We start from the raw sequence: 20,277 nt of genomic DNA, 5'->3' as shown, positions 1-20,277 counted from the left end.
GAACGCATAATAATCGTAGGCGTGCTGCAAGCTGATATGCATCAACTTAATCTTCTGCCTTCTTGGCCCCAAACGGATCGGCATCGTGGGCATGCGCGTGGGCGTTGTCACCAGCCATCACCATAACCCGCCCCCCCGCATGCAACACTTCGATAGGATGGCAATAAAGTTTGCTCAGTACCTCGGTGGTGATGACCTCATCCGTTTTTCCGACGACTGCATTGCCACTGGCAAGGTATACGACCTTATCGAGCGAATCGATCAGGGGATTGATATCGTGTGCAGAAAGGATGATGCTGATGCCTTCCCGGGTGCGAATCGAGTTGAGGAGACTCACTATGTCATCGGCGTTTGCAGGATCCAGGTTCGCCAGAGGTTCGTCAAGAAGCATCAGTTTGGGATTGGCCACCAGTGCTGCTGCAATGAGCACACGCTGCTGCTGACCTCCTGAGAGCCTGCCAACGGGTCTGTCAGCGAATTCCCAAGCACCAACAGCTCGCATGGCATGTTCTACCTGATCCCAAAAATGGCTGCTTCGAATGCCAATGCCGAAGCGCTGCCCATCAAGGCCAAGGGCAACCAAGTCCTTGGCTCGAATGGGCAGATCTGGATCCAATTGAATTTTTTGGGGAACGTAGCCAACCATACCCGCCTTGGCGCGTTTTCTTCCCATGATCGAAACCGTTCCGCTGGAAGGTTCGATATCGCCGAGAATCGTTCTGAGCAGGGTTGTCTTGCCCGCACCATTCGAACCTATAAGACCCAGAAATTCACCGGGTGCAACGCTTAAGTCAATGCCCTTGAGAATTTCCGTGCCACCGATCTCAACATGGATACCATGCACATCCAACAGACTGCGCCCGTTGAATGCAACTGAGCGCTCATGTGAGGTTGCTGTGGCTTTCGTTGATACAGAACCTTCATCCTGGTTCTTCAAAGACATTGATTGAGGCATCATAGGCTTTCAGTAGACTGCTGCTGCGAAACTGCCTTGTCAAGTGCGGCAAGTTCAGATGTCATCCATTGTACATAGTGATATTTCGCAGGCATTGTTTCATAGACGGCTACGATTGGAATGCCGTTCTTCTTGGCAGCTGCCTTATATTTTGCAGTTAAATCTGATGTGACCTGCTGGTTATAGACGAAGGCGTGAACCGACTTGTTCGAGAACAGCGCCATCTGAGTCGCTGAATCCTGAGCTGATGGATCCTGATCATTCATGATTGCAGCCTGCAGCGTCCAAGGTGTCTTGATATCAACCTTTGCTGCATCCAGCATATAGTTGGCAACCGGTTCCGTCGCTGCAACCGCAACGCTTGGATGCTTCGTCTGGAATTCGACAAGAGCTTCGGTATATGACTTCATCGATGTGTTGAAGGTTTGCAGATTCTTCTTGTAGTCGCTTGCATGATTTGGATCGATCGATTCGAGCTTCGTTGCGATCTTCGACGCGACGGCAGGCATGGTCTTTGGTTCATACCACAGATGAGGGTTCTTTGTGCTGTCTGGAAGCCCGAGCACTTCCTGTGCATTGATGACCGTGCGATCTGAACTCTCGTGCGCCTTGAGCATCTTGTTCAGCCAGTCATCATATCCGACACCATTCTGAACCACGATCTTGGCTTGCGCGATGAGCTTCACATCGGAAGGACTTGCCTCAAAATCATGGGGATCGGCATTTGGATTGCTGATGATTGAGGTCACGTTCACGTGTGAGCCTCCGATGGACTTCGCGACATCCCCATATTCGTTCTCAGCTGCAAGAATATCGATCTTGCCATTGCCGCTTGTTGCCGACGACGTGCCACATCCTGCGGCAGCCAACGCCATCACTCCGGTAAGCATGGTTGCAACGACGGCTTTGCTGACTTGTTTCAACTGCATGATGTCCCCAACTTTCTAATACAATAGAATACCCGACTCAATATCTCACTCTCTTAATGAGAATAATTACTATTGTCACATAGAGTACAGACGAGACATCCCCAAGTGTCATGGCAAAACCCTCAGCTTGTGCTTTTGGAGTCAGTTGTTCTGCAGATCGTGCTTGGTAAGTCGGTTTTGAGTGAGTTCGAGCACAATGCGACTCACCACGCACAACCTGCGCGGAGGAATCCTGTACTCAGCTGAAAGGGACGATAAAACGGGGATCAAAACTGGCTAGAGAGATTTGAGATAGAAGCGATCCATGGTGAGATGGTCAGGGGTGGCCAGTGGCGTGGCAAGTTGGGTGAAACCACAACGCTCGTATACATGCATCGCTGCAACCAGTGCATGGTGGGTTTCCAGATAGAGTTGGCGATAACCATCAGACCGTGCCGCCCTCTCAACGCAGTCAATCAGCCGATAGCTCGCTCCACTTCCCTGACCTTGCGGTGAGATATACAGCTTCTGCAACTCAGCAATCTCTGGTCCAAGACCGGAAAAATGCGCATAACCCGCTCCCCCAAGCACGTGATCGTCACTGTCGATGACGACGAAATAAGCGCGGCCCAGTTCTGAAGTGGGAGCGTCATAGAAATCGCTCAACGCGCCGAGTTGCGGATCATAATATGCAGTGCCGGGAACATCCAGACCAAAGCTGGCAAGACCATGCTGAATGATGGACTTCATACGCCCATTATCTGCTGATTCGATTCTGCGAATGCTCAATGCGTCGGCGTGCAGCACGAAAATCATCCAAGCCTTGTATATATCATGCCGTCTTGCGGCGTGATCCGCGACCACGACCCGATTGAACATAGCGTGGTTTCGATAATCCCATGACCGTCTTGCCATCGACGATTACGGTATCGACATCATCTCGTTCGGGAATCTCAAACATGGTCTCTTCCAATGTCTTTTCAATGATGGATCGAAGTCCTCGTGCACCTACCTTGCGGTCCATTGCAGTTTGCGCAATCTCTGCAATGGCACCATCAGTAAATTGCAGATCCACACCATCGGCAGCGAACAGTCGGCGATATTGCTTGACTAGAGCGTTCGAGGGCTCGGTAAGAATCGACTGCAGGTCATCCTGTGTCAAATCGCGCAGCACACTGATTATTGGCAACCGACCGATAAATTCTGGCAACAGACCGAATTCGGCGAGATCATCTGCGCTGACCTGCTCCAGCAGTTCCTGCGTTGTAGCCTCGTGCGTATGCCACTTCGCCCCAAAGCCACTCTCGCGGCCACCAAGACGTGTGCGAATGACATCGTCCAGTCCGACGAAAGCCCCGCCACAGATGAAAAGAATGCCACGAGTATCGATCTGTTCAACATCCTGATCGCGATGCTTGCGTGTCCCTTCCAAGGGAACGCTGGCAATGGTTCCTTCAAGAATCTTCAGCAATGCCTGCTGCACACCTTCACCGCTGACATCTCGAGTTATTGAAGTATTCTCACCGGATTTTCGGGCGATCTTGTCGATTTCGTCAATATAGATGATGCCGTGCTGTGCACGTTCAACATCACCGTCCGCTGCCTGAAGCAGACGCTGGAGAACCGTTTCCACATCGTCCCCGACATAGCCCGCCTCGGTCAGGGTAGTGGCATCGGTAATGACGAATGGCACATTCATCGCCTTCGCAAGTGTTTGTGCCAGATAGGTCTTGCCAACGCCGGTTGGCCCAAGAAGCAGAATATTCGACTTTGCAACTTCAACCTCACCGAGTGAATGTTCAATGTCTTCGCTAGCGTTGGTCAACAATGCTGATGGAGATGCCGCAGCTTTCGGATGTGCCCCCTGTGAGTGGGATTTCCTCTCATGATGTGCCTTATCCGTGTCAAGATCCCGGGGCTTATTGGCATCAGAGGAGTGCCAGTGATCGGCCGCTGCCTGCAATTCCATATTGACACGCTTGTAATGGTTATAAACCGCTACGGAGAGTGATCGCTTGGCCTCATCCTGGCCAACGACATAGGTGTTGAGATATGAAAAGATGGTGCTGGGGAAAGGCAGTTGCAGCGCATTGGCCTCAGCATCATGCACGCGCTCATCGGAGATGATATCCACGCACAGACGAATGCATTCATCGCAGATGGCCGAATTCGGACCAGTCACGAGCTTATGAACCTGACGTTCTGTCTTGCCGCAGAATTCACAGCGTGGAATGTCTTCGTTGTAGCTGACGACCCGTCCCATCCAAGCCTCCCTCACCTTGCTCCATATCGAGCATAACTATACCTATGGTGACTGGTATTGGCGAAGATTGAACGCTGTCTTCACCAATGCTGTTCGTTTGCCAATCTTTATCACTGTACATATTCGGCTATGTACGATTTTGGGTTGTACGGGTTCATCCTGAACTCTCGGCCCCCTGAGTCTGTTCGTCATCCAAATCATACTTATTCCCGTCATCTGGTTTGTCATTTCGAGCGAAGGCGAAGTCGAAGTCGAGAGATCTCCCTTATTGGACGCCAAAAGCGGAGATCCCTCGACTCGCTGCGCTCGCTCGGGATGACGTAAGAGGCTACACTCGCTCGAGATGACATAAACGGAATAGGGCCGCCGGTCAGGAGAGACACATATTTATATTTAGCGGTGCTGTGATATACGAATAGCGGGTCATGAGTATTGACCCGCTATAAGTGTACATTGTGCTGCGCTGTGATTGCTGCTTATACAGTAATCACAGCTGTTACAACAATCATTCAGGAACGGTTCACCAGAACCGAATCCACGATGCCATAATCCTTGGCCTGATCTGCGGTCAGAATCGTATCGACTTCGATATCCTTGCGAATCTTCTCGACATCCTGGCCAGTATGCTTGGCAAGCGTATTTTCAAGCCATTCACGCATGCGCAGCATTTCACGTGCATGGATCTCAATCTCAGTTGCCTTGCCAAAGTCCTGCTGCATGGCGGGCTGATGAATCAAGACTCGCGCATTGGGAAGGATCAGACGCTTGCCCTTGGCTCCCGATGCAAGCAGTATGGCGGCAGCTGATGCAGCCTGACCAAGGCAGACGGTCTGTACATCCGGTTTGATGTATTGCATGGTGTCATAGATTGCCGTCATGGCAGTCATGGAGCCACCAGGCGAATTGATATAGATCATCACGTCGCGATTCGGATCCTGACTTTCAAGAACCAGGAGCTGCGCCATGATGTCATCCGCTGACGTATCGTCAACTTGAACACCCATGAAGATGATGCGGTCATCAAAAAGGCGTGTATACGGATCCTGACGCTTGAAACCGTATGGTGTCTTCTCCTCGAACTGTGGCAGGATGTAACGGTTTCGCGGCATGAATCCTGCAACACCACGCGCTCCGGCCAAACGATCAGCGCGTGCAACAAAGCGTGCTTCTTCCGATACCATCGTCACTCCCCCTTCTCTGAGTTCATGGTGCCAGGCGTGGTCACGATCTTATCGATGAATCCATATGCCAAGGCCTGTTCGGCTGTGAACCAATGATCGTATTCGTTGTCCTTGTAAATCTCATCGAGAGTATGGCCCGTCTGCTCAGCAGTCAGCTGAGAGAGAGTCTTCTTCATGTCCATGATGAGCTCTGCATTGATACGCACATCGGTTGTTGTGCCTCCAATGCCACCAGATGGCTGGTGCATCAGCACTCGTGCATGCGATGTGATGAATCGCTTGCCTTTGGTCCCGCTCGATAGCAGGAACTGACCCATAGATGCAGCCATGCCGACGGCTACCGTGGCAACATCAGGCTCAATGAGCTGCATGGTGTCGTAGATGGCCATACCGGCGGTGATTGAACCACCGGGTGAATTGATATACAGCCAAATATCCCGTGAAGGATCTTCAGCTGCCAACATGAGCATCTGGGCACATATGACATTGGCATTATCATCCTTGACCTCATCACCCAACCAGATGATGCGATCCTTCAACAGGCGGTTGAAAATTGGATTTGATGCGGTAGGAACTTCTCCTTCCGCCATTACCGGCGGACTCGCAAGGGTGTTGCTCACCGTGTCTCCTTACATTTGATTACCTGTATGAGCCTACAGCCATCAAGGTACGTTCATTCCCATTTGAGCTATGGGCTATCTGAATTCAGCTATGATGCCAACGTAAACATGGCAAGTGACTATGCGCGAAAGGACGTATGAAAAAGCTCCGAACATCGTGTCTCGTGGCAGATGTTCGGAGCGATGCAACTACGTTCAGCGCTTCATGGTCGGCGTGTCACTCAGCCGATGCTTCAGTCTCCGAGCTCTTGTCAGCCTTGCCAGCTACCTGATCGGCCACGGCTGCTGCAGCGGAAGCTGCCTCAACGCTTTCATTTTCTTCCTCCTGAGCCTCATCGCCAAGGAACTTGCTCAAATCGAGAACATTGCCATCGGTATCCTTGAAGGTTACGGCACGCATTCCTGCAAGCAGACCCTTCGAGCGGCCGACTTCCTGAACTGCGGAACCAAGCTGACCGTTGTTGACAATGGCATTGATGAAGTTGTTGGGATCCATGCCATACTGCTGTGCAATGGAAGAAAGGAAGTTGGTCACGTCGGTCTGGGATACCTTGACATCAAGCTGCTCGGCAAGTGAATCGAGCACCATCTGATCGCGCAATTCCTTCTCGACGGCCTCTTCGGCTTCTTTCTTCTGGTCATCGGTTGGTGCTGCATCCTTGGCTGCGTCGCCTTGGGTCTGAGCGTTCTTCAAACGCTCCTCGACCATATTGGCCTTGACGCCTGCGGGCACTGGGAGCTCAAGTCCATCTTCGAGCTTGGTGATGAACGCATCACGGGCTTCGGTTGCCTGACGTCCTTCGGCATCCGCCTCGCTTTGCTTGCGAACATCCGCCTTCAACTCTTCAAGAGTGTCGAACTCAGATGCTTCCTGAGCAAAGTCATCATCGATATCTGGCAATTCCTCGGTCTTCACTGAGTTCACCTTGACACTGACCTGAGCCTTTTCGCCCTGGTGCTCACCTGCCTCAAGAGTTCCCTCAAAGGTCGTCTCTTCGCCCGCAGAAAGCCCATCCAAAGCCTCGTCAAGACCGTCAAGCATGGTGGCCGAACCGAGTTCGTAGCTCACACCCTCTTGAGAATCGACGGACTTGTCGTCAATCTTTGCATCGAGATCGATGTTTGCGTAATCGCCTTTCTTGGCAGGACGATCAACGCCGACAAGCGTGCCGAACCGTTGACGCAACGCTTCAATACGCTTGTCAACATCCTCATCGGTCACTTCCGGCCTTGCAACTTCGATGGCCATGCCCTCGACTGCCGGCAGTTCGAACTTTGGCCGTACCTCGACCTCTGCGGTGAACTTGAGCTTGGTCTCATCACTGGGCGACTGAGGCACTTCCTTGACGTCAAGCTTTGGCTGATCCATCGGATGGATCTTCTTTTCGTTCAAGGCCTTCGAATACAGCTCGGGAACACCATTGTTGACGGCTTCTCCTGCAACGGATGCAAATCCGACACGCTGATCGATAATCTTTCCTGGCACATGCCCCTTACGGAATCCAGGAATGTTGACCTGCTTGCCGATCTCTTTACGAGCGGCATCCAGATATGGATTCAGCTCCTCTGCTTCCACGGTGACGGTGAGCCTTACCTTGGTTGGCTCGAGGTTCCTGACACTGATTTTCACGCTGCGCTCCAATTCATACGTACATTATTATGCCCGTAGGCAACCGTTACATAATAGCTCGACTTATGGACTCGTCAACCAAGTCAATCTGCCAGTTGCGTGCACCTTGATCTGCAAGGAACTCAGCCACGTCGCGCTTTTCAGGTTCGTCGGTCCAACATAGGTTCCTTAAGTACTGTGGTTTAAGAATCACGTCCATCGGTGTTTTCGTATCCTGCGAAATCTGCGAAATTGCAGACTTCGCGGCCATCAGTCCAGCATACCTCTGAGGATGCTTCTCGCGCCAGAACTTCATCGAATGGGGTGCCTTGTTCTCTTCGGAGACAACGGGTGAGACCGGTGGAACAGGAAGCTCGGCACTCGGCAGCTCCAAGGCCTGCTGAATGATGTCTTTCCAATGTGAGGGTTTAATGCTGCGCTGTATGGGGGCATATCGTTCGAACATCTTGTCCTGCTCACCACCGGTATGCATGCGAACGCGTTGATTGATCGATCTAATTGCCCGAAATTCCTTGGCATTGTGCGGTTTCTGTCGAGCAGCCTCAATGATCGAGGCATCGGAAAGCAACAACGACGGAGCGATGTCATAGAGCCGTGCCAGACGGTCTCGCTCGGTCCATAGGGCGCGTACTATCGCCAGACCCCAGCGGTCATTGTGCAGGGATGTTATGTGCGAAACCCGTCGCCACGGCTGTGGGTGGTTATGGCGATTCCGTGAACCTTTCTTGAGCAGATATGCAAACTCCTCCTCTGCCCAACCCGTCTTGCCCTGATTGTCCAGATCATCACGCATCTTGCGTTCCAGAGGTATGAGCAATTCAACATCCAAGGCTGCATAATTGCGCCAATCCCTAGGAAGCGGTCGATATGACCAGTCTGCAGCGGAATGTTCCTTCGCCAATGTCAGATCGAGATAATGCTCCGTCACAGCTGCAAGTCCCACATGGTGCAGTCCGAGCATTCTGGCGGCCAATTCTGAATCAAAGAGCTGCTTCGGCTCAAGACCAAGCTCGGTGAATCCAGGCAAATCCTGCAATGAATCATGAATGATCCACGTCGTATCGCCAACGGCATCATTGAAATCTGCCCAGTAGTCACCATCATCTGCAAGTGCGATTGGATCGACCAGAGCGATTCCACATCCTTCCCGCTTGAACTGAACCAGCCAATCCTCATGCCCGTACCGGAAGCCTGAAGCGCGCTCTGCATCAGCGGCAAGTGAGCTTGCACCGGTGGAAAACCGTTCACACATTCGCTCAAATGCTTCGTGTGTGGAGATAACATCCGGCACTCCGGCATGTGGCTCCGACAATAAGCGTGGCATCTGCTCGATTGACACTGTGTTCAGCTCCCCGTTCCATCAACGTGGCCAATACGTGGCCATTGCAATACTATCGAAATACTACCGGGTGCGGAGAACCAGTGGGAAGCATGCGGCAGGCAATGCCTTCTCTCACAGCCGGTGCTGAGGAAGCGCGCGAAAGGTCATGCGACATTCACCGTTGAGGATCAGAATCCCTCTCGCACTGATCCATGAGATCCAAACCGAAGTCGAGCATGAGTTGTGACCAAAGATGTACATAATCTGCAGCAGTCTGGCCACCCTGACCATCGAGGCGAGGAGTCCATGAGGCACGAATCTCATAACTATCTTGGATTTTCGACTCATCCATGCCGAAGCTATGGTTCTCCGTCGAGGATATCGTTCCAGAGATCTGCACCGCATTGGCATTGCGCAGTCTTTGCTGGACGTTGGCGAGGAGCGCATGTGTCTCAGAGTCATCGAAGTTCGTTTCAAATTTCGGTTCACGCATGTAGGCTACGCACTGCCATTGAGCATGTGTACCGACATCTGAAGCATGTGCGAGGAGAACCATGATCCAGCCATGGAATGATGTCTCGGTCTGCGTCTTTCTACACTTCTTATCCAGAATGACCGGATATTGAATCTCAATCCCGATTCCATAGTCAGCAATTGAGGATGGAGTCGGCATTTCTGAATACGTCATTCCCGGGATTTTTGGCATGGCTCGGATAGATTCGACAGCTTGCCATACGGCAGAAGGAACATTGGCTTGCTCAAACTGTTGCAATACTGCGGACCGCTTATTGTCACCTTCACGATGTGCAGTGGCATCAGAGGAAAATTGCTGATGGCCTGAAAATTGCTGATGGCCTGAAAATTCCTGACGCGCCGCTGGAAATTGATAAATCTCAGCCATGGCTCTTAGACTACTCGAATCTGATACGGAATTGCGAGTGTATCATGCAAATTCTTCACGTAATCCAAATCAAAGAAGAGTAAATCACAATCTCCATAGTCGCATTACATAAGGGGAAAGCGAGTCTAGTAGACAGTAAAACCGTGTGACTCAAACTGTTTGCGCACTCGTTCGCGCAACTCTCGCGATGGCCCCTTGGCGTTCTCCAAAGGGTATGGTATCCGCAATTCATGCCATTTTGGTCGTCCAAGCTGATGGAAACCGAGCACATCGATATGTTCGACAGCATCACCGAATTGTTCGCAGATGCGTGCGACGCCTTCGACATTCTCGATGGAATCCGTCAACTCTGGAACGAGAACGAAGCGCACCCATATCTTGCTGCCCAATCGCGACAAGCGCTTGCCGAAGTCAATGGTCGGTTGCAGAACCCCCCCGGTAACTTTTCTATAAGTCTCCTCGTTTCCCGATTTAACGTCCAACAGACAAAGATCGATGTCACGAATCATGTCGTCGGTGTAGTTGCGATTCAAGAAGCCTGAAGTATCCAGGCACGTGTGCACGTCCATCTCTTTTGCAGCTCTGAACACTCGTGACACGAATGCCGGTTGCATCATCGATTCACCTCCAGAGAATGTGATGCCACCACCTGTTGCCTGGAATAAATCCTTGTACCGCTCGACTTTGTCAATCATGGCTTTGAGATACACAGGTTGACCGTCGCGCATCTTCCATGTGTCGGGATTCTGACAATATTGGCACCTAAGCGGGCACCCACTCATGAAAACCGTCATGCGTGTACCTGGTCCATCGACAGAGGTGTTGATATCCCAAGAATGGACGAAACCAATATCCCCAGAGCGCAAGGCATTAAGTCGATCTCGCCTATCAAGTCCAATTGGCGATTCAAAGCCGGACAGTCCACCCATGAGGGTCTGGCTTTGATAGGTCTTCGATTCCTTGAGCATATGCTGGCGTGTGACGTGAAATCCACCATGTGTTTGTTCAATCTGGGGCGTTTCTACGAGAGATGCCGTAACTCCCGGACTCTTCACCTGTGGCTGTGATATTCGAGTCGCCGTTGCCTGAGACATCATTGTCCTCCTTGAATAGCGAAGGGGCGGGACTCGTTGCCCCGCCCCCAAGCTACCATCTAGCGAATGATTGCGCCGTGAGCTTGTTGAAAAGCCTTCAGTCGGTTACCGAACCTTGATGGAAGGTACGGGAAATGACATCAAGCTGCTGTTCCTTCGTGAGCTTCACGAAGTTCACCGCATAACCGGAAACGCGAACTGTAAGATGAGGATATTTCTCTGGGTTTTCGACTGCATCCTCAAGCTGTTCCTTGCGCAGAACGTTGATGTTGGCATGATAGAGACCATGGCCATTGCCTGCATCGAGAATGCCCACAAGGTTGCCGATTCTCTCCTGCTCGTCTCGACCAAGGCCATCAGGAGTGATGGTGTTGGTCAGAGAGATGCCATCGAGAGCATCGTCATAGTTGATCTTGCCAACTGAAAACATCGAAGGAAGCATGCCGTGCGAATCCATGCCGTTCTCTGGGTTTGCACCTGGAGCATATGGATCGCCCTTTTTGTGTCCCGATGGGAATGAACCGGTATTCTTGCCGTATTCGACATTTGATGTGATCGTGAGAATCGACTGAGTTGGTACTGCTCCGCGATATACAGGCAGACGCTTGACCTGACCCATGACGGTTGAGACAACCCACTTCGCAAGTTCATCAGCGCGGTCATCGTCATTGCCATAGACAGGGAATTCCCCTTCAGTCCTGTATCCGACGACAAGATTGTCAGATGCGCCATCCACGTGCTCGTAGCTGGAGTCATCCTTGTTATAGATCGGATAGACCTTCGCATACTTGATCGCCGAAAGCGAGTCCGCAGCGATAGAAAGACCGGACATGCCGCAACCGAGGGTACGGTAGACCTCCTTGTCATGCAGGGCCATTTCAATGGACTCATAAGCGTACTTGTCATGCATGTAATGAATGATGTTCAACGCTTCGACATAGGTTTCGCTAAGCCATTCAAGGGCCTTCTCATAGTTGGCCTTGACCTGCTCGAAGTCGAGTGTTCCATCGGCCTGTGGCTTGATGGGCTCGATGACACCTTCATCGATGACCTGCATGCCAGTCATCTCATCCTTGCCACCATTGATGGCATAAAGCAACGCCTTTGCACTGTTGACGCGAGCTGCAAAGAACTGCATCTGCTTGCCGACACGCATTGGGGATACGCAGCATGCGATTGCTGCATCGTCACCCCAATGAGCACGAATCTCCTTGTCGGACTCGTACTGAATGGCTGAGGTGTCGATGGAAATTCTTGCGCAGAAGCGCTTGTATCCGGCTGGAAGCTTTGGATCCCAGAAAATGGTGATGTTTGGCTCCGGACCAGGTCCAAGATGTTCAAGTGTCAGCGTATTGAGCAGACGGAAGGATGTCTTGGTAACCATCGAACGACCGTCGTCACCGAAGCCGGCATCCGACCATGTCGCCCAGTATGGATCGCCGGAGAATATGTTGTCGTAGTCCTTGGTACGCAGGAAACGCACAATGCGAAGTTTCATCACGATGTTGTCGATGATCTCCTGTGCATCAGTCTCGTCGATGACACCGTTCTTCAGATCACGTTCGAAGTAGGTATCGAAGAATGCCGAGAGGCGACCGATAGACATGGCAGCACCGTCTTGGCTCTTGACGGACGCAAGGTAACCCATATAGGTCCACTGCACTGCTTCCTTGGCCGACTGTGCAGGACGGCTCAAGTCAAGACCATATTCATTGCCGAGTTTGATGAGCTTCTTCAATGCCTTTATCTGCTCGTCGTGCTCCTCGCGGAACCGAATCCAATGCTCTATCTCTGGCTCGGTGAAATCGTTGCGATAAGGTACTGAATCCTTGTCACGCTTCTTAAAGGCGAGGAGCGCATTCACCCCATAGAGCGCAACGCGTCGATAATCGCCGATGATGCGGCCGCGGCCGTATGCATCTGGCAGACCGGTCAGAATCTTGTTGTGACGGGCAATCTTGATGCGGCGAGTGTATACGCCGAATACGCCATCGTTGTGTGTCTTGCGATACCGGGTGAAGATCTTCTTGATTTCAGGATCAGGTGTCTTGCCAGCCTCAAGAATGGCCTGCTCGACCATCCGCCAGCCACCGTTTGGCATCATGCCACGCTTGCATGGCACATCGGTTTGCAGGCCGACTATTACATTGTCCTGCGTGTCCGCTGCATCCTTGCCATCAATGTATCCTGCTGCGAAAGCATCGATATCGGATGGGATATGGGTTTCAATATCATAGACGCGCTGCTTGCGCTCCACGGAAAGGATGTTGTCATCGAGATAGTTCCAGAGGAATTTGGTTTTCTCTGTGGCAGGAGCCAGGAACGACTCGTCGCCATCGTATGGGGTGTAGTTCTTTTGGATGAAATCGCGAACGTCAATGTCCTTCTGCCAGTTTCCTGCTTTGAACGAGTCCCAAGCCTTGGCTTGAAGCTCTTCCTGTGACAAGGCTGTTGATTCAACTGCTGTCATGGTCACTCCTTGGGTGATTGGTTCGGCAAACGCATCTTCACGTTGCCGGATATCTGTAATCTTAGTCTTTGCTGCTGAAGGACAATTGCCGGAATAGTGTGATTTGAGTCACATTTCACTGGGCGCCGAGCCGGAAGCAACAATTTATGCTATGTAAAAACAAATACTTGCAAACTTTGTTCGATATTGAGTCAATTTGTAGCATTTTGTTATTTTATATGACTCTACATACAACTCTCACTCAGCGAGAACCATTGCCATTCCACTCCCGATCCTGATTCTCCCAGTGCTCATTGCGTTTGTTGAAAATCTCCCAGGCATTCATCGCTTCCTCTCGTGTCTGGTATGGTCCCATTCTGTCACCAACTGGGGAAATTCTGCCCTGCTCTGCCTCCTGCTTCACGGTATTGAAATACCAGAGCTTGTCCTTGTCTTCATCAGCCATTGCATGCCTCCCTTATTGCACATGTATTGGATACAACGTACGTGTTCTCTAATGGTGAGTTCTTCTTTATTCTCTGAACGCATTCGTCACCGGCAAGCGTCGATCGCGTCCAAATGCCAACGCGGTCACTTTCGGACCAAGCGGATATTGCCGTCGTTTCCATTCCGCTCTGTCGACCAGACGCATGACCGTATCGACGGTATGTTCGTCAAAGCCGTCAGCCAAGAGGTCGGCTCTACCGTGTGCGAGTTCGATGTAAGCCTCAAGAACCTTATCGAGCAGGGCATACTCAGGCAAGGAATCCGAATCCCTCTGCCCCGGACGAAGTTCGGCGCTGGGAGCCTTTTCGATCGAACTGATTGGTATCGGAGGCAAGTCATCATGTGACTCGGCATAGCGATTGCGCCAACGCGCCAAATCCCATACCTTGGTCTTGAGCACATCCTTGATAGGTGCAAAGCCACCGACTGCATCGCCGTAGATGGTTGAATATCCACACGCTAATTCCGACTTGTTTCCAGGGGCCAGAGCCAACAGACCCTTGCTGTTGGAATAAGCCATCACAATCACACCTCGGATTCTCGCCTGTATATTCTCTGCGGCGATGCCTTCGAGATGAAGCTGCCGCTGATAGCAATCGAAGACTCGCTCAATCGACTCTGTCTGGTAGTGAGCACCAAGATTCGAAGCGAGCAGTCGAGCATCGTCACGTGAGCCTTGAGAAGAATATGTACTTGGCATCGAAATGCCCCACACATTATCCCCGCCGCAGGCGTCGGATGCCATGGTCGCCACCAGTGCCGAATCGATTCCACCGGAAAGGCCTATGCATACACCAGCGAAATGATTCTTGAGCATATAGTCGCGCAGACCCAGCACGCATGCCCGATACATCTCTTCGTCAGTTGCAAGTTCCGAACTGAGCGCTGATGCACTCGACATGGATGCATCATGAGTCAAGTCCCAAAAGTCGAGATGCTCGACAAACTGCGGGGAACGTTCCAGCAATGCACCATCTTCGTCGATGATGAAGCTTCCACCATCAAACACGAGATCGTCCTGACCTCCGACTTGGTTGAGATACACGACTGGGGCGTGTACTTCCTTGGCGCGCCGAGCACCCAACTCATGACGGGTATGACCTTTGCCTGCCTCATAGGGAGAGCCATTGATGGTGAGCAGCACATCGATGTTCTTCGTTGCCAATTCAGCGACAGGACCACCGTCCTGCCAGATATCCTCACATATGGCTACACCAATCCTGTATCCATCTATCTCAAGCACGACTGATTTCTGCCCCGAAGTGAATATTCGAAACTCGTCGAAGACACCGTAATTGGGAAGAAAATGCTTGTCATAGCCGGCCCAGACGATGCCATCGTGCAGTATAACCATGCGATTGCGTGGCAACCCGCGTTCATTGTCGGTTCCCACAGTCCCTACAACAACATATGCGTCTGCAAAACCTTCGTCCTTCAATTGCGATGCGAGTGCATTCGCCTTGTCCCATGCCGCATTGCGGAAGGTTGCACGGAAGGCAAGATCTTCGATTGGGTAGCCCGTCAGCGTCATCTCTGGAAAGACCACGACAGTCGCCTTGTTGGCTACCGACTTTCTCGTAAATTCCAGTACTTTTTCTCCATTGCCATCCAAGTCACCGACACAGGTATCGATCTGTGCAAGCGCAAAACGAATGCCGTTATTCCCAATTGTCATATCAACATCCTATCGCTACTGAGATTTCGAGTTTTGTTGCCTTTACAAGGTATGAAAGCTCCAAATTCGCTTTCTGGCGGTGTTTATTTCAATGATTTCTGCACTGTGTACTTTGCAAAGGCAACAAAACTCGAAATCTCGCGTTGAACACGCATCTTGTGATCCTTCGGAGGATCACAAGATGCGCTGTATTCAGCGGAACATGGTGCGCGCGGCGTTGAACAGAACTCTTGGATCTTTTTCGTAGTGGTGCAAAGGCGTGAGCTTTGAGACTGGAATACCGAGGAACCTATATACGGCCACCTGAGCGCAACGAATCGAATACTGCTCGGTGAATACCATATCGAAGGGCATTTCTGCGAATTCGCTGACAAAAGCCAGATTGTGAGAATGACGTGGTACCACCAAAGGCCTGTCTCCGACCGAGCGCTGGTTGAAGAGTGCGCTTGCATAGGGCATATGCGCTGGAACCACATTCACGATCGAATCGAGTATTTCATCGTGATGATCTGCTATTCCCTCGGTTCTTGAATCGGCAGCGGCAAGGAAGCCAAGCGTCTCCTCAAGCATCTCGCGGCCGGTCATTTCAATGAAGGGTTTGTGGACGTATCGTCCCACGGCTCTTGGATACAGCGCATAACCCCACAGAACTCCTTCATTCTCTTTCTGGAACTTGTAGTGAGGCTGATGATGCACCACCAACGAAAGTAGTTCAGGGCTGTCGATGAACGTGTTCAGGGCATTGCCTGGATGTTGCTGCGTTATCTGCGATATATCGGTGATCAGCATATGCGTGTTGGTGGTCACGGTAAAGCTGGTCCATTCGCTCTGACTGCGGTCACCGAAGAACTTGTCCGGGTGACCGAGATCGTAGAAATGTTCAGCGGCCTGCTTCCACAGTGCTGCACTCGGGGCATAGCTCATGTCTTCAACAACCGGGGTATCAAGATCCCCCAACGAAGTACTGTCCGTTATCGAACCGTTGGTATCAAAGACAAGGTCTTCAGGTTCTATGTCAATCTTTCCCTCTGCAGCCTGGGTGCCTGCTTCAGCAACGGTCTGGTCAACATCTCGGTACCTCAGTGCAGTGACGACAATCTCATCGCGAAGCCTGGTGTCTTTGAACTCGAAGTCCGTGACCATGCGGTTATTGACGAAGTGAACGCCTTGGTCCTCCAACCAAGCCCGCAATGGCATGATCAGGCTTTCGTATTGGTTGTAGGGAGTTCTGGTAACCCCGGAAAGGGTGTTGATACGACTGAATTCAAGAATCATGCGATTCATATATCGTCGCAGTTCCATGGCCGAACTGTTTCGTTTGAATGCGAAGGTCGTCTCCCACATGTACCAGAAATTGGTGGTAAAGATATGTGGACTTGATGAGAACCATTGTTCGATGCTGACATCATTCAGCGAGCGTTCCTGTGATTCAGGTATCATCATGAGCTTGGTGAGCAGCAGACGATCAAGCGTGTTGAATTGCATGTGGGAGTAATCGTTATTGTCTCCATTGTTGCGTACGCCATTGAGTGAATCTATCAGTCGGCCGACATCATGGGTGGGATGAGCATGGTCGAATTCGAGAATTTCCTCGGTGACAGACCTTCCTGGAGCATTGAGCGAGGGAATGCTGCGGAAGATATCCCACAGATTCTCGTAGGTCTCCTCATTGAGCATTCTTCCGCCGCGATTGATGTAACCGCGGGCATTGTTGATGTTCGCAACGACAAATTCATTCTCGAACTCCTGTACGGTATTGCCGTCGTTGGCTCCGTGCTTCTCCAAACCCATGATCGTGATGTTGCTGCCATCCCAATGCCCATCACGAATCAGGTATACCGCCGCTGAAAGGTTCCCGATTCCTGCACCTATCATGTATGCCTTTGCCATGCTCAATCAACTCCTCCTCGTGTCGACCATGAATGCAACTGCTGCAACTGCTCTGGCTGGTCCCAGTCATTCCATCCGACTCTACTCCGTAACGATTCAATGCAGACATATGCCGACACCCGTGTTTTGGGTTGAGGTGCAGGAGAGTATGGTGCCTCGTGGAACTTCACTCAACGCATATTTTCCTCATCGTGGTGGTCTGGTTCGCATGAAAGACTATGACCATGACACACATAATCATGCACACCACCGCTGGTGATATCGCAATCTCGCTCTTCGACGACAAGGCTCCTGCCACCGTCAAGAACTTCATCGCTCTTGCCAAGGGCACCCAGACCTGGACTGACCCCATCACTGGTGAACCGAGCAATGAGCCGTTCTATAACGGCTTGACCTTCCATCGCATCATCAAGGACTTCATGATTCAGGGCGGATGCCCGCTCGGTAATGGTACCGGAGGTCCGGGTTACACCTTCGATGATGAAATCGATCCCGATCTGCATTTTGACAAGCCCTACATGCTCGCCATGGCAAACGCCGGACTTCAGCGAGATCCCGTTTCAGGTGAGGTGCACGGAACCAACGGTTCACAGTTCTTCATCACCACCGTGGCCACACCGTGGCTCGATGGTCATCACACAATCTTTGGCGAGGTCAGCGACGACACTTCCAAGGCTGTCGTTGATGCTCTTGATGGTGTTTCCACGGATCCCAGTGACGCACCACTTGATCCAGTTATGATTGAAAGCATCGAGATTCTCTGAGCGTAGAGGATCACGTTTGGTGAATTCCTGGAATGTTTCTTCAACCACGCATGCTCTGCTGCTTGGTAAGGCATTCCAGGTGTAAGCACTTTCTCAGGTTTGAAACAAAGGGGTGGATTTCATGAGCAGCATGAATGGCAATCGCAGTGCCTTCGAAGACGAGGGAAAACCAGTTTCCATCGCGATTCTTGGTGCAGGAAACATAGCCAACGCCATGGCAAGAACCATATCGGCAATGAGCAACGACGAGCGCTATCGCAATCTCGTGGCACTGCATGCAGTCGCCTCTCGTGATGAGCGTCGAGCAGCAGAGTTTGCCAACCGTTTCACCATTCCTGTGCATTACGGGTCATACGAGGAGCTGGCTGAAGACGATGACGTTGACTTGGTCTATATAGCAACACCGCATAATTTCCATGCCGAACATGCGATACTGTGCATGCGCAACGGTAAGAATGTTCTGGTGGAAAAGTCATTCACCGCCAACCGCGAACAGGCAGATGCAGTTCTCGGCGTTGCAGAATCCACAGGGTTGCTCTGCACTGAGGCTATCTGGACTCGTTATATGCCTTCGCGCACAATCATTGATGATCTGCTGCTATCAAACGTTATCGGAGATGTCACCACGGTAACGGCAAATCTTGGATATCCGCTGACTGGTGTCAAACGAATGGTCGACCCGAACCTTGCCGGTGGAGCACTCTTGGATGTTGGCATCTATCCGCTCAATTTCATCGATATGGTCTTAGGACCGCAGCAGCTGTCGTCGCTCCAGAGCAGCGCGTCCTTCTTCGAAACCGGCGTTGATGCACAAAGCTCGACTACCTTGCATTATGAGAATGGGCATATGGGCGTGGCATCCTGCTCCATGCTGGGCATGAGCGATGCCCAAGGCATTGTCTGGGGCAGCAATGGATACATGATTTGTAACAATATCAATAACATCGATGGCATTGATATCTATGAAGACGGGCATCGTCTTTCGAGGCACGTTGACATTCCTCAGCAGCTTACGGGATACGAATATGAAGTTGCCTCTGCTGCCAACGCGATCCTTGATGGCGAGACTCAATGCCCTGAAATGACGCATGAAGATACATTGCGATTGGTCTCATTGGAGGACAACATCAGAGATATCTGGGGAATGACCTATCCGTTCGAGGATTGATGGTTCAACGGAACCGGATCGATCGATTCCCCCTATTTCTCTCGCCATATCAGTGATGTCGTCCAGCACCATATGAGAGTGATGGGGAATCGGTATCAGCTGCTCACCTTGTCAAACACCATGCGACCGGAAGCAAAGTGTGACAATGCTCCAGACTTGGCAATGGCAATGTAGAGATACCACATCAGAATTCCGGAAATGACAGCACCGGAAATGCAATTCGCAATGATGTTCGTGACCACGTAGGCGCCACCTGCGTTCAACCCAGACTGCAATACGATCAGTGAATAGAGCGAGCCACCGAGCCCGGTAACCAGCCCGGAAAGTGTGGCAGTCCACGCATTCCACATCCGATACATGACGATAGCGAACACGAGTTCGCTGAAAACGCCCTGAACGAGTCCAGCTACCAGCGAGCCAGAGAAGCCCCACTGATTGCCAAGTGCCAATTCAAGCAATCCCCCGATTGTTTCTGCGTAGATCGCTGCGCCAGGCTTGCGCACGATGATGATGGCAAGAGGCCCGGCAATGTACCAGAAGCCACTGATCAGACCGGACAGTCCTGGAATCAGGCCTTCGAGGAACGCCGATGGTGCGGTTACGACCAGATCGAACATCCAAAAGACCAAACCGCAAGCAACGGCAATGACCGATGCGACGGTGATGTCAATCGGGCGCCAACGGGCATTGGTGCGACGTTTGGGTGCGGCTACCCCTTGCAAACGTTGGGTTGCCGGCGTTGATGGCGCGGTAGATTCCTCTGCCGCGGTTGCGGTTGAGGTTGAATTACGTGTTGTATGTTGCGTAGGTGCAGACATGCTCTCCTCCGATAATCTCGTCTGCGCACGCTGGATTGCACACGAATGACTCATGTGCCATTGAACGAACACAGACATAGGTATCACGAGAAGGATTACCAAGATAGGAATTGACTTCGTTCGACGGTACTAG

Annotated in this window: 17 protein-coding genes; 2 read left to right on the top strand and 15 right to left on the bottom strand. The window is 51.5% G+C overall.

Annotated features, from left to right (window positions below):
• Positions 1-46: 46 nt before the first annotated feature.
• The 14 genes from BAQU_RS04270 to BAQU_RS04205 form a co-directional block, all read right to left on the bottom strand.
• Positions 47-943 (bottom strand): metal ABC transporter ATP-binding protein, encoded by an 897-nt coding sequence (locus BAQU_RS04270; protein ID WP_094693910.1) that lies wholly within the window; start codon positions 941-943, stop codon positions 47-49.
• A gap of 11 nt (positions 944-954) precedes the next feature.
• Entirely contained in the window at positions 955-1,884 is a 930-nt protein-coding gene (locus BAQU_RS04265; protein WP_211277113.1) for a metal ABC transporter solute-binding protein, Zn/Mn family, read from the bottom strand.
• 276 nt (positions 1,885-2,160) lie between these two features.
• Positions 2,161-2,727, bottom strand: coding sequence for a GNAT family N-acetyltransferase (locus BAQU_RS04260; RefSeq protein WP_211277112.1), 567 nt, complete (start codon positions 2,725-2,727; stop codon positions 2,161-2,163).
• Complete coding sequence (clpX, locus tag BAQU_RS04255) at positions 2,696-4,126, bottom strand: ATP-dependent Clp protease ATP-binding subunit ClpX (RefSeq protein WP_094693070.1); 1,431 nt, start codon at positions 4,124-4,126, stop codon at positions 2,696-2,698. The genes BAQU_RS04260 and clpX overlap by 32 nt, the downstream gene beginning before the upstream one ends.
• A gap of 509 nt (positions 4,127-4,635) precedes the next feature.
• Positions 4,636-5,307 (bottom strand): ATP-dependent Clp protease proteolytic subunit, encoded by a 672-nt coding sequence (locus tag BAQU_RS04250; protein ID WP_094693068.1) that lies wholly within the window; start codon positions 5,305-5,307, stop codon positions 4,636-4,638.
• A 2-nt stretch (positions 5,308-5,309) separates the two neighbouring features.
• A complete protein-coding gene (locus tag BAQU_RS04245; RefSeq protein ID WP_094693066.1) occupies positions 5,310-5,927 on the bottom strand; it encodes an ATP-dependent Clp protease proteolytic subunit in 618 nt (205 codons plus the stop codon).
• A gap of 217 nt (positions 5,928-6,144) precedes the next feature.
• Positions 6,145-7,557 carry a trigger factor gene (tig, locus tag BAQU_RS04240; RefSeq protein ID WP_094693064.1) on the bottom strand — a complete coding sequence of 471 codons (1,413 nt, stop codon included), beginning with the start codon at positions 7,555-7,557 and terminating at the stop codon, positions 6,145-6,147.
• A 46-nt stretch (positions 7,558-7,603) separates the two neighbouring features.
• A complete protein-coding gene (locus tag BAQU_RS04235) occupies positions 7,604-8,881 on the bottom strand; it encodes an HRDC domain-containing protein (RefSeq protein ID WP_169713265.1) in 1,278 nt (425 codons plus the stop codon).
• Between the two features lie 172 nt (positions 8,882-9,053).
• The gene (locus BAQU_RS04230; RefSeq protein WP_094693062.1) at positions 9,054-9,779 is read right to left on the bottom strand and encodes a DUF3000 family protein; all 726 of its coding nucleotides are present in this window, start codon (positions 9,777-9,779) and stop codon (positions 9,054-9,056) included.
• A 125-nt stretch (positions 9,780-9,904) separates the two neighbouring features.
• A complete protein-coding gene (gene pflA / locus BAQU_RS04225; protein WP_094693902.1) occupies positions 9,905-10,747 on the bottom strand; it encodes a pyruvate formate-lyase-activating protein in 843 nt (280 codons plus the stop codon).
• A gap of 223 nt (positions 10,748-10,970) precedes the next feature.
• Positions 10,971-13,343, bottom strand: a complete 2,373-nt coding sequence (locus tag BAQU_RS04220; protein WP_094693060.1) for a formate acetyltransferase — start codon at positions 13,341-13,343, stop codon at positions 10,971-10,973.
• 241 nt (positions 13,344-13,584) lie between these two features.
• Entirely contained in the window at positions 13,585-13,788 is a 204-nt protein-coding gene (locus BAQU_RS04215; RefSeq protein ID WP_094693058.1) for a hypothetical protein, read from the bottom strand.
• 66 nt (positions 13,789-13,854) lie between these two features.
• Positions 13,855-15,504, bottom strand: coding sequence for an NAD+ synthase (locus BAQU_RS04210; RefSeq protein WP_094693056.1), 1,650 nt, complete (start codon positions 15,502-15,504; stop codon positions 13,855-13,857).
• Between the two features lie 192 nt (positions 15,505-15,696).
• Positions 15,697-17,394: an oleate hydratase gene (locus tag BAQU_RS04205; RefSeq protein WP_094693054.1), complete on the bottom strand. Its 1,698-nt coding sequence runs from the start codon at positions 17,392-17,394 to the stop codon at positions 15,697-15,699.
• A 224-nt stretch (positions 17,395-17,618) separates the two neighbouring features.
• Between BAQU_RS04205 and BAQU_RS04200 the strand changes: the two genes are divergently transcribed.
• Positions 17,619-18,158 carry a peptidylprolyl isomerase gene (locus BAQU_RS04200; RefSeq protein ID WP_094693900.1) on the top strand — a complete coding sequence of 180 codons (540 nt, stop codon included), beginning with the start codon at positions 17,619-17,621 and terminating at the stop codon, positions 18,156-18,158.
• A 121-nt stretch (positions 18,159-18,279) separates the two neighbouring features.
• Positions 18,280-19,326, top strand: a complete 1,047-nt coding sequence (locus tag BAQU_RS04195) for a Gfo/Idh/MocA family protein (protein ID WP_094693898.1) — start codon at positions 18,280-18,282, stop codon at positions 19,324-19,326.
• A gap of 95 nt (positions 19,327-19,421) precedes the next feature.
• Here the strand turns inward: BAQU_RS04195 and BAQU_RS04190 are convergent, their stop codons facing one another.
• Positions 19,422-20,144: an ECF transporter S component gene (locus BAQU_RS04190; protein WP_094693052.1), complete on the bottom strand. Its 723-nt coding sequence runs from the start codon at positions 20,142-20,144 to the stop codon at positions 19,422-19,424.
• Positions 20,145-20,277: the final 133 nt, after the last annotated feature.

It is taken from the genome of Bifidobacterium aquikefiri (assembly GCF_002259795.1).
Classification (GTDB): Bacteria; Actinomycetota; Actinomycetes; order Actinomycetales; family Bifidobacteriaceae; genus Bombiscardovia; species Bombiscardovia aquikefiri.
Note: the sequence above shows the minus strand (reverse complement) of the source record. Positions and strands in the feature narration are given on the sequence as shown.

What these genes read in the sequence shown, in the direction of transcription:
- BAQU_RS04220 (WP_094693060.1), bottom strand. Translation starts at nt 13,343, where the DNA reads ATGACAGCAGTTGAATCAACAGCCTTGTCACAGGAAGAGCTTCAAGCC.
- BAQU_RS04205 (WP_094693054.1), bottom strand. Translation starts at nt 17,394, where the DNA reads ATGGCAAAGGCATACATGATAGGTGCAGGAATCGGGAACCTTTCAGCG.
- BAQU_RS04230 (WP_094693062.1), bottom strand. Translation starts at nt 9,779, where the DNA reads ATGGCTGAGATTTATCAATTTCCAGCGGCGCGTCAGGAATTTTCAGGC.
- BAQU_RS04190 (WP_094693052.1), bottom strand. Translation starts at nt 20,144, where the DNA reads ATGTCTGCACCTACGCAACATACAACACGTAATTCAACCTCAACCGCA.
- BAQU_RS04200 (WP_094693900.1), top strand. Translation starts at nt 17,619, where the DNA reads ATGACACACATAATCATGCACACCACCGCTGGTGATATCGCAATCTCG.
- BAQU_RS04210 (WP_094693056.1), bottom strand. Translation starts at nt 15,504, where the DNA reads ATGACAATTGGGAATAACGGCATTCGTTTTGCGCTTGCACAGATCGAT.
- clpX (WP_094693070.1), bottom strand. Translation starts at nt 4,126, where the DNA reads ATGGGACGGGTCGTCAGCTACAACGAAGACATTCCACGCTGTGAATTC.
- BAQU_RS04270 (WP_094693910.1), bottom strand. Translation starts at nt 943, where the DNA reads ATGTCTTTGAAGAACCAGGATGAAGGTTCTGTATCAACGAAAGCCACA.
- BAQU_RS04265 (WP_211277113.1), bottom strand. Translation starts at nt 1,884, where the DNA reads ATGCAGTTGAAACAAGTCAGCAAAGCCGTCGTTGCAACCATGCTTACC.
- BAQU_RS04195 (WP_094693898.1), top strand. Translation starts at nt 18,280, where the DNA reads ATGAGCAGCATGAATGGCAATCGCAGTGCCTTCGAAGACGAGGGAAAA.
- pflA (WP_094693902.1), bottom strand. Translation starts at nt 10,747, where the DNA reads ATGCTCAAGGAATCGAAGACCTATCAAAGCCAGACCCTCATGGGTGGA.
- BAQU_RS04235 (WP_169713265.1), bottom strand. Translation starts at nt 8,881, where the DNA reads ATGCCACGCTTATTGTCGGAGCCACATGCCGGAGTGCCGGATGTTATC.
- BAQU_RS04250 (WP_094693068.1), bottom strand. Translation starts at nt 5,307, where the DNA reads ATGGTATCGGAAGAAGCACGCTTTGTTGCACGCGCTGATCGTTTGGCC.
- BAQU_RS04215 (WP_094693058.1), bottom strand. Translation starts at nt 13,788, where the DNA reads ATGGCTGATGAAGACAAGGACAAGCTCTGGTATTTCAATACCGTGAAG.